Origin of the sequence: Shewanella sp. FJAT-51649 (genome assembly GCF_019457435.1) — a bacterium.
Lineage (GTDB): Bacteria > Pseudomonadota > Gammaproteobacteria > Enterobacterales > Shewanellaceae > Shewanella > Shewanella mangrovisoli.
Map to the genome: position 1 here is coordinate 1,467,286 of NZ_CP080411.1, position 10,538 is coordinate 1,477,823.

Below are 10,538 nucleotides of genomic sequence, written 5' to 3' on the forward strand. Positions count from 1 at the left end.
TAAATATAAGGTGAATTGACGTGATGGAGATCATCCGTGGAGCCCCAGCACTCTCGACGTTTAGAGTGCAAAAGCTAATGGAGGCCTGCGTAAACGCTGCGCTTCCGGTACGCCAAATCTATGCTGAGTATGTTCATTTAGCGGATTTGAGCGAGTTGCTTGAGACCAATGAGCGCGAGCAACTTGAAAAAATTCTCACCTATGGACCTGCTATCGAAGCCCATACCCCCCAAGGTTCACTCCTGTTTGTTACTCCCCGCCCCGGCACAATTTCCCCATGGTCTTCTAAAGCCACTGATATCGCCCACAATTGTGGCTTAGGTAAAGTGAAGCGCTTAGAGCGTGGTGTTGCCTATTATGTGGAGTCAGACACTTTGACTGTCGAGCAGCAACAAACCCTCAAAGGGTTATTGCACGACCGTATGGTTGAAGTGGTATTGGACGATTTTGCTAAGGCCGATGTGCTGTTTAAGCGCACTGAGCCTGCGCCTTTCAAGAGTGTGAACGTGTTGGCTGAAGGTCGCCGTGCCCTTGAAGTGGCCAACGTCGAAATGGGTCTGGCGCTCGCCGAAGATGAAATCGATTATTTAGTCGAAAACTTTGTGCGTTTGAACCGCAATCCAAACGATATTGAACTGATGATGTTTGCTCAGGCTAACTCTGAGCACTGCCGTCACAAGATTTTTAACGCAGATTGGACAATTGATGGCGCGGTGCAGCCAAAATCTCTGTTCAAGATGATTAAAAACACCTTTGAAACCACACCAGACCACGTGTTATCTGCCTATAAAGATAACGCCGCTGTGATGGAAGGCTCGGTTGCGGGACGTTTCTTCCCCGATCCAAACGGTGTTTACAGCTATCACACTGAGCCAATGCACGTACTGATGAAAGTGGAAACCCACAACCATCCTACGGCAATCAGCCCATACCCAGGTGCGGCGACAGGTTCGGGTGGTGAGATCCGCGACGAAGGTGCAACCGGTCGTGGCTCTAAACCTAAAGCGGGTTTAACTGGCTTTAGCGTATCGAATTTAAAAATCCCAGGTTTTGTACAACCTTGGGAAGGCAACTACGGTAAGCCTGAGCGTATCGTCAGTGCGCTGGACATTATGACCGAAGGCCCACTTGGCGGCGCAGCGTTTAACAACGAGTTTGGTCGTCCAGCCCTGTTAGGTTACTTCCGTACCTATGAGCAAGAAGTCTCTAGCCACAATGGTGTAGAAGTCCGTGGTTATCACAAGCCCATCATGTTAGCCGGTGGTTTAGGTAACATCCGCGAAGAGCACGTACAAAAAGGCGAAATCACCGTCGGTGCTAAGCTGATCGTACTCGGTGGCCCTGCGATGAATATCGGTCTTGGCGGCGGCGCGGCTTCTTCGATGGCGTCGGGTCAATCGAGCGAAGATTTAGACTTTGCGTCGGTTCAGCGTGAAAACCCAGAAATGGAACGTCGCTGTCAGGAAGTGATCGACCGCTGCTGGCAGTTAGGCGATAAAAACCCAATCCAATTTATCCACGACGTGGGCGCGGGTGGTTTATCTAACGCTTTCCCTGAGTTAGTTAACGATGGCGGCCGTGGTGGTATCTTCAATCTGCGCAACGTGCCATCGGACGAGCCGGGCATGAGCCCGCTGGAGATCTGGTGTAACGAATCGCAGGAGCGTTATGTGCTTTCGGTTGCTGCCGAAGACCTGCCTTTATTTACGGCGATTTGTGAGCGTGAGCGTGCACCGTTTGCGGTAGTGGGCGAGGCAACGCAAGAGCAGCATTTAACCCTAGCCGACAGCCATTTCGATAACAATCCTATCGATTTGCCACTCGAGGTGTTATTAGGTAAAGCGCCTAAGATGAGCCGTAATGTGGTGTCTGCTAAGGCAGTTTCACCAGCGCTTGAGCAAAGCAAAATCGATGTGAAAGAAGCGGTTAAACGCATTCTTAGCCTGCCAACTGTGGCGGACAAAACTTTCCTTATCACCATTGGTGACCGCACGGTAACCGGTCTAGTGAACCGTGACCAAATGGTTGGCCCATGGCAAGTACCAGTTGCAGATTGCGCGGTAACGGCGGCAAGTTTTGATACCTATGCCGGTGAAGCCATGTCTATGGGCGAACGTACGCCGCTGGCACTGCTCGATTTTGGCGCCTCTGCCCGTATGGCGGTGGCCGAATCGATTATGAACATCGCAGGTGCGGATATTGGTTCGTTCAAACGTATCAAACTGTCGGCTAACTGGATGTCTGCCGCGGGTCACCCTGGCGAAGATGCGGGTCTTTATGAAGCGGTTAAGGCCGTGGGTGAAGAGCTGTGTCCAGAACTGAGCCTGACCATTCCTGTCGGTAAAGACTCTATGTCGATGAAAACTGCATGGCAGCAAGACGGCGCGAACAAAACCGTGACGGCACCTATGTCGCTGGTCATTTCTGCCTTCGGTGTGGTTCAGGATATCCGTAACACGGTAACGCCAGAGCTTCGCAGTGATAAAGGCGAAACATCGCTGTTATTAGTCGACTTAGGCGCTGGCAAAAACCGTTTAGGCGGTTCTTGTTTAGCACAGGTTTACGGTGAGTTAGGCGATATCGCGCCAGACTTAGACGATACTGCTCTTTTACGTGGTTTCTTCGAAACCATGCAAAAACTGGTGGCGAAGAAGTCGGTTATTGCATACCACGACCGCAGTGACGGTGGTTTATTCACGACGTTAGTGGAAATGGCCTTTGCTGGTAACACTGGTCTTGCTATCGACTTAAGTGCACTGCAAGGTACTGATGTTGAACGTCTATTCAATGAAGAGCTCGGTGGTGTATTGCAAGTGAGCCGCGCGGATGCCGAGCTTATCGCTGTGCAATTTGCCCAAGCAGGCGTCCCTTGCCATGTGATTGGTACTCTGGCGAACGATCAACGCATCACCATTAAAGATGCTGCGCGTGAAGTGTTCAGCGAGACACGTGTTGCACTGCGTACTATCTGGTCTGAAACCACTTACCGCATGCAAGCACTGCGTGATAACCCAGCCTGTGCATTAGAAGAGTTCAAACTTAAGCAGGATGAAACCGACTTAGGGTTAACGGTTAACTTAAGCTTCGATCCAAGTGAAGACGTTGCTGCGCCGTACATCCTCAAAGGTGCTGCACCTAAGATGGCGATTCTGCGCGAGCAGGGCGTTAACTCTCATGTGGAAATGGCGGCTGCGTTTGACCGTGCAGGTTTTGAGAGCCGCGACGTGCATATGTCTGACATTCTGTCGGGCCGCATTAGCCTCGAAGAGTTCCAAGGTCTGGTGGCCTGTGGTGGCTTCTCCTACGGTGACGTATTAGGTGCGGGTGAAGGTTGGGCTAAGTCTATCCTGTTCAACGCCCGTGCTCGCGATGAGTTCTCACGCTTCTTCGAGCGTGATTCAAGCTTTGCCCTCGGGGTGTGTAACGGTTGCCAAATGCTGTCTAACCTGAAGGAAATCATCCCAGGTAGCGAGCACTGGCCACGTTTCGTGCGTAACCGTTCTGAGCGTTTTGAAGCGCGTTTCAGCTTAGTTGAAGTACAGCAAAGTCCATCACTGTTCTTCCAAGGTATGGCTGGTTCACGTATGCCTATCGCCGTGTCCCACGGTGAAGGCCATGCAGAGTTTGCCAACGCGCAGGCGCTCGCGTTAGCTGAGGCCTCTGGCACTATCGCGCTGCGTTTTGTGAATGGTAAAGGTGAAATTGCCACCCAATACCCACAAAACCCGAACGGTTCGCCAAACGGTTTAACCGGTATCTGTACTACCGATGGCCGTGTGACCCTGATGATGCCACATCCTGAGCGTGTATTTAGAACGGTTGCGAACTCTTGGCATCCAGATAACTGGGGTGAAGACAGCCCATGGATGCGCATGTTCCGCAATGCGCGAGTCAACTTAGGCTAAGGTTTTTATTGAGAAAACCACGACTTAAGTGAGCAAAAAAAGGAGCGAAATTTTTCGCTCCTTTTTTATATATAAAACGCATCTTTTAAAAAGATAAGGTATTTTAAGATCTTAGTCTTACATTTGTTAAATCTAATAAAATGAAGTTTAAAAATATCAATTTTAAAGACTAAATACCCCTTAATAAGTAGTTCACACAAGTGAAACAAAACTGACTTGCCTTAATTTAGTCGCTGTACTTGCCTGTATTCTCGAGTGATAAAAACAAAAAGCCCCCAACTCATCGAGAAGGGGGCTCGTTTTGCGCTAACAAAACTTCAAATCAAATCAGTATTATTTCAGAGTAAGCGGTGAACGATTACAGCTCACGAGCTGTATAAAGTTCAACAAAAACACGCTTATAGCTGTTAACCAGACGTTCAAATAAGTTTGTCATATCTCTTTCTCCACACCAAAGTTATACCTATGTGCGCGGAGTTTGGCTTGCCTGGGGCGCTTCACCAGTCACATCAAACCGTCTCCTTAACACAGGAGATATATTAACCATTCCAATCTATCTTCTCAAACGAGAAAAAGTACATTTAACAATTAGAAAAACTAATAAATATATGTGATGCCTTTATTGTTTTAATTTGGTTTAATTATTTAAGTTATTGATTTTAAATGAATATTTTGAATTATCTAAAATTGAATAGATAATGTTTTATTAGTGTGAATATTGTTTTTAATTTGTTTTTATCGATTTTTGGTGTTTGTGGTGCAGTTTTGTACTCAAACGGTCAAAAATGGACTTTTTAATTCAGTGCGAATCGCTCTCTACCCCATAATTATGACTCTGTCAACTGTGGGTAAAAGTGAAGTGTGTGCCCCGTAGCAAAACCCATCTAAAGCCCTGAGTTTGATTGATTTGAATCAAAGGCGGGTGGTATAAAATACTCACAAATGAAAGCGATTAAATATCTTAACTATCTGATATTTATATCGATGGGATCATTTGTAGGATTGGGTGGTGAGGTGGAAGTCTCAAAGCCGAGCGATAGTGTGACTAGGGTCTCAGTATGCGAGGAAAAAGGGGATTTTTATGCCTTGCTGCTTCGATGTAATGAAAAAGATGAAATTTAACGGTTTATACTGAATCCAGCTATAAACACAAAATGAAAACTCACTATCCTACAAAGGCACTTGCTACGAATGGCTCAAGTAGTCGTAGCAATTGGACGCACCACGTAAGGAGTCACCGATGATTGTTGAAGAGGTTGTTGAGCTATCACGGTTGCAGTTTGCGCTGACAGCCATGTATCACTTCCTGTTTGTTCCCTTAACCTTGGGGTTAGCATTTTTGCTGGCTATCATGGAATCACTCTATGTGATGACGGATAAACAAATTTATAAAGATATGACTAAGTTCTGGGGTAAGTTGTTTGGTATCAACTTTGCCTTGGGTGTTTCAACGGGTTTAGCGATGGAATTCCAGTTTGGTACTAACTGGTCTTACTATTCGCACTATGTGGGCGACATCTTTGGTGCACCACTGGCCATTGAAGGATTAATGGCGTTCTTCTTAGAATCGACCTTCGTGGGTATGTTCTTCTTCGGTTGGGATCGTTTCTCTAAACGTCAACACTTAGCGACAACCTGGTTGGTCGCCTTTGGTTCCAACTTCTCCGCATTGTGGATCCTGGTGGCAAACGGTTGGATGCAAAACCCTGTGGGTAGCGTGTTCAATTACGAAACCATGCGTATGGAAATGACCAGCTTTGCTGATGTTATCTTCAACCCTGTTGCACAGGTGAAATTTGTTCACACTGTGGCTTCTGGCTATGTGACTGGCGCAATGTTCGTATTAGCGATCAGCTCGTACTACATTCTGAAGAAACGTGACTTACCTTTTGCTCGTCGTTCATTTGCGATTGCAGCCAGCTTCGGTATGGCGTCTATCCTGTCTGTTATCGTTCTGGGTGACGAATCAGGCTATAAAGTGGGTGAAGCGCAGCGCGTTAAGTTAGCGGCGATTGAAGCTGAATGGCACACAGAGCCAGCTCCTGCAGCCTTTACTGCAGTTGGTTTCCCAAATCAAGAAACCATGCACACCGATTTCGCGGTGAAGATCCCTTACGCTATGGGTATCGTGGCAACACGTTCTTTAGATGAAGAAGTGACTGGTTTACGTGACTTAGTGGCTGAACACGAAGTGCGTATCCGCAACGGTATGAAAGCTTACGAGATGCTGGTGAAACTGCGCGCTGGTGATAAGTCTCCTGAGTTACGTGACGCGTTCGAAGCGGCGAAAGTTGACTTAGGTTACGGCTTACTGCTGAAGCGTTACACCGACAATGTTGTGGATGCGACAGAAGAGCAAATCAAAGCGGCTGCGAAGGATTCTATTCCAAATGTGGCGCCGATTTTCTGGAGCTTCCGCGTGATGGTTGGCTTAGGCTTTGTGATGTTGTTTGTGTTCGCGGCGGCCTTCTGGCAAAGCACACGTCATCAGATCGAAGAGAAGAAATGGGTTCTTAAAGCAGCACTCTTTAGCTTGCCATTACCTTGGATTGCGATCGAGTGTGGTTGGTTTGTGGCTGAATATGGCCGTCAACCTTGGACCATCTCTGAGGTACTGCCGACCTTTATGTCTGCTTCGAGTTTAACGACTGGGGACCTGTGGTTCAGTATTCTTTCGATTTCACTGTTCTACACTGTGCTGCTGGTGATCGAGATATTCTTGATGCTTAAGTTTGCCCGTCTTGGCCCTAGCAGTTTAAAGACTGGTCGTTATCACTTCGAGAAACTAGAAGCCTAAGCAGAGGATTTCATTATGTTTGATTATGAAATATTGAGAGTTATCTGGTGGGCTCTGATCGGCGTACTGTTCATCGGATTTGCGGTCACTGACGGTTTTGACATGGGCGTGGGTGCACTTTTACCGATTATCGGTAAAGACGATACTGAGCGCCGTATTATGGTCAACACTATTGCCCCCCATTGGGACGGTAACCAAGTATGGTTAATCACTGCAGGTGGTGCCTTATTTGCGGCATGGCCTATGGTGTATGCAGTGTCTTTCTCTGGCTTCTATGTGGCCATGATGTTAGTGCTGTTTGCCTTGTACACTCGTCCAGTTGGATTTGACTATCGCTCTAAGATTGAAAATCCAAAATGGCGTAAGTCGTGGGACTGGGCCTTGTTCTGTGGTGGTTTTATTCCACCGCTGATCATCGGTGTCGCCTTCGGTAACTTACTCCAAGGCGTGCCATTTAACTTCGATGAGTTCCTGCGTGCGACTTATCACGGTGGTTTATTTGGCCTGTTGAACCCATTCGGTTTACTGGCGGGCTTAGTGAGCGTGAGCATGTTTATGATGCAAGGCGCTGCTTGGTTACAAATGAAGACCGACGGTGAGCTGCGTGTACGTGCCGCGAATGCGACTCAACTATGTGCACTGTTAGTGGCAGTATTATTTGCCGCTGCGGGTGTGTGGTTAGCCAATGGTATTGATGGTTATGTTATCACTTCAACCCTTGACCACCATGCACTGTCGAACCCAACGCTGAAAACCGTTGCGGTTGAATCTGGCGCTTGGTTAGCCAACTACGATAAGTATCCTATTACTATGCTGTTCCCAGTATTAGGTGTGGCATTACCACTGCTGGTTATCGTTGTGAGCCGCTTAAATCGTTCAGGTTTTGCGTTCTTATTTAGCTCGCTGACTGTGGCTATGGTGATCTTAACTTGTGGTGCCGCAATGTTCCCATTCGTTATGCCATCTTCATTAGATCCTAACGTGAGCTTAACCATGTGGGATGCGACTGCGAGTGAAATGACATTAACAGTAATGACTTGGGCGGCGATTATCTTCGTTCCAATCGTGTTAAGTTACACTGTATGGACTTACTTCAAAATGTTTGGCCGTTTAAACCGCAAACATATTGAAGATAACAAAGCCTCACTCTATTAGAATTAAGGAGCATCTACTATGTGGTATTTCACGTGGATATTAGGGGTTTTGTTAGCCTGTTCTTTTGGTGTGATCAACGCCCTGTGGCTTGAAAACACGGAGAACATGGACCGCTCAAGCGATGACGCTGAGTAATAGCTAACCTCCAATAGCATGAACCCTTTAAAACCCCGCAACTGCGGGGTTTTTTATTACCTGGTTACTCAGTTCAAAGGATTCGCTTAGGTGGCATTGATTTGCTGATATATCGAATGTAACAAGCAACAAGCTAGCTACGGGGTTCCATAAGAGGCATGGCTCAATATGATTTAGCCGCACTGTATCTATAAGCACACAGCTTATTAAAGTGTTAGCTCAAGCCTATTTGAAAGCTAATGCTCAATTGCCAAAGCCAACAGGTGGTTTCGAGCATTAGGCTGTGCAGCACCGACTTGATAAACATTACGCGAGGTTGTTTATTCTGCGGTGTTGCTGAGTCGATTCAGCTGTGTGATTTAGCCATGTCGATTTAACTGAATTGATTTAACTTAAGTTGAAAAGTCAAAAAAATACCGCCCAAGCGGGCGGTATCTGAACAAAGAAATAGTTTGAGTTAAGCTTTAAATTGGCTGATTTGTTGTTTAAGCGCGACGGCGAGGGAGGATAGGTCATTCGCCGAGTTCACGGTTTCGGCCGCTCTGTGCTCACCTTCATTCGCCAGTTCGCTTATCTGGTGCAGATTATGGGTGATCTCTTGGGCAACACTGCTTTGCTGCTCGGTCGCCGAGGCAATATTGCGTGAGCTAATCGCCAATTCGCCAATTCTGCGGGTGATTTCCTCTAGCTGCTTGCCGGTTTCTTCCCCTTGATTAGCCGATGCGATACCCAGCTGGTGGCTCTGCGCCATTTGGCTGGTGGTCGTTTTCACTTGAGATTGCAGCTTATCAATGGTTTGCGAAATTTCCAGAATGGAGGATTGTGTCCGCTGCGCTAAGGTTCGCACCTCATCGGCGACCACAGCAAAGCCTCTGCCTTGTTCTCCTGCGCGGGCCGCTTCAATGGCCGCGTTGAGGGCGAGCAGGTTGGTTTGTTCGGCAATGCTGTTAATCACCTCGGTGACTTTACTGATGGCCTCACTCTCTTGGCTGACTTTTTCGACGGCCTGATGGCTGCTACTGAGTTGTTGGCTCAGTTTCAACAGATCCTGCACCACTTGGGTTTGTTGCTGTTGGCCTTCTTTGGCGGCGATATCCACTTGATGACTCTGATTCGCACCATCTTGAGCATGGTTGGCTACATCGCGGATGGAGGTGGACATTTCTTCAATCGCGGTGGCGATTTGATCCGTTTGTTGCATCAAAGCCTGAGCTTCTTCGCCATTTTGCTTGGCAACCCGCTGTGCCTTAGACGCTTGTTGTTCAATGCTTTGCACTGAGGCTTGCAGTGCACTGATTAATTGTCGCAATTCCGATGACATGGTCGACACGCTAGTGGTGATCTTATCGACTTCGTTGTTGCTGTCTGAAGCCGATGGGGGAAGCGGATGACTAAAATCCCCTCTGCCGAGAATTTCCATATGTTGCTGAAGAGCGTGTAAAGGTTTCAGCGAACGCAGCAGCACTAAGGATAACAGCACTGTGATGAGTACTATGCCTGTGACCGCGACTATGGCGTTGATGGTCAGTAACAGTAGGCTCTCTTCATTGAGTTCGTTCGCATTAACTTGACCAATCAGCATCCAGTTCCAACCATTCACGCTTTGTGTGTAGGCAAACATAGGTTGGTTTTTACTGTTGCTGTAGCGCCACTCCGATTTATCCTGTGTGGCTTGGCTAAGGGTTAATCCATCGAGCATGGATTCAGTGACTGGTTCGCCAGCGTTAAATTTAGGGTTAGCGACCAACACATTGTCGGCTTTGCGCATCAGCAGGAAGCTACCGGATTCTTCTAGGGTGATTTTATTTACCGCAGCCTGTAACTGTGTGAGGGATTGAGTGATTTCAAAACCGATATATAAGATCCCAATCACTTGCCCTTGGGCATCCTTAATCGGGCGATAGACTGTCATATAGTCTTTGCCAAAGAGTTTGGCATAGCCTTCGTAAACCTCACCTTTAATGAGCGTTGGATAACCAGGATGGGTTTTACCGAGGAAAGTGCCGAGGGCGCGGCTACCATCGGCCTTTTTTAACGAGGTTGCAATCCGCACAAAGTCATCCCCATCGCGCACAAACACTGTAGCGGTCCCACCAGTGAGGTTGGCAAAGCGGTCAACTTTACTCTTTGACGAATTAATTTGCTCTTTTTCATGCAGTAGTGCTGGTGTGCTGACGCCGAGCACATTCACGGTTTTATCTGGGCGACTAAATTGGCCGGGGTACATTTCCTTAAACACATCGGCATTGCGTCTTGCCAGTTGCAGCAAGCTATCGTATTGCAGCTCGAGCATGTCGGAAACGGCGTGCATTTCGGCTTTCATGGCACTGATGCCTTTATCTTCGAGCACGTTGGACGCGGATTTGTAGGAGAGGGTACTCAGTATGCAGAAAATGATCAGGGTAAGGACAAAAGCGAGTGCACCAATCTGTTTTGCAATAGGCCAATTTTTATAGTTCATTGTGCGATCCTATAGGGTAGAGGTTAACGCTAATGTAACCGAACTTTTACGTGGTGGTCTTGATATGGGTCTAAGATTTTCTATT

General features: G+C 47.5%; 5 protein-coding genes. 4 read left to right on the forward strand and 1 reads right to left on the reverse strand.

The features are described 5' to 3' along the window. Positions 1–23 precede the first annotated feature (23 nt). The 4 genes from purL (at position 24) to cydX (ending at position 7,992) form a co-directional block, all read left to right on the forward strand. Positions 24–3,905 carry a phosphoribosylformylglycinamidine synthase gene (purL, locus tag K0H59_RS06675; RefSeq protein ID WP_220055568.1) on the forward strand — a complete coding sequence of 1,294 codons (3,882 nt, stop codon included), beginning with the start codon at positions 24–26 and terminating at the stop codon, positions 3,903–3,905. Between the two features lie 1,240 nt (positions 3,906–5,145). Next, complete coding sequence (locus tag K0H59_RS06680; protein ID WP_220055033.1) at positions 5,146–6,702, forward strand: cytochrome ubiquinol oxidase subunit I; 1,557 nt, start codon at positions 5,146–5,148, stop codon at positions 6,700–6,702. A gap of 15 nt (positions 6,703–6,717) precedes the next feature. Then, a complete protein-coding gene (gene cydB, locus K0H59_RS06685) occupies positions 6,718–7,857 on the forward strand; it encodes a cytochrome d ubiquinol oxidase subunit II (RefSeq protein ID WP_037420654.1) in 1,140 nt (379 codons plus the stop codon). An 18-nt stretch (positions 7,858–7,875) separates the two neighbouring features. Continuing rightward, positions 7,876–7,992, forward strand: a complete 117-nt coding sequence (gene cydX, locus K0H59_RS06690; protein ID WP_011622029.1) for a cytochrome bd-I oxidase subunit CydX — start codon at positions 7,876–7,878, stop codon at positions 7,990–7,992. A 457-nt stretch (positions 7,993–8,449) separates the two neighbouring features. Here cydX and K0H59_RS06695 read toward each other — a convergent pair whose 3' ends face one another. Then, entirely contained in the window at positions 8,450–10,453 is a 2,004-nt protein-coding gene (locus K0H59_RS06695) for a methyl-accepting chemotaxis protein (protein WP_220055034.1), read from the reverse strand. Positions 10,454–10,538: the final 85 nt, after the last annotated feature.

Coding starts and splice junctions, on each gene's coding strand:
- K0H59_RS06695 (WP_220055034.1), bottom strand. CDS start 10,453: ATGAACTATAAAAATTGGCCTATTGCAAAACAGATTGGTGCACTCGCT.
- cydX (WP_011622029.1), top strand. CDS start 7,876: ATGTGGTATTTCACGTGGATATTAGGGGTTTTGTTAGCCTGTTCTTTT.
- K0H59_RS06680 (WP_220055033.1), top strand. CDS start 5,146: ATGATTGTTGAAGAGGTTGTTGAGCTATCACGGTTGCAGTTTGCGCTG.
- cydB (WP_037420654.1), top strand. CDS start 6,718: ATGTTTGATTATGAAATATTGAGAGTTATCTGGTGGGCTCTGATCGGC.
- purL (WP_220055568.1), top strand. CDS start 24: ATGGAGATCATCCGTGGAGCCCCAGCACTCTCGACGTTTAGAGTGCAA.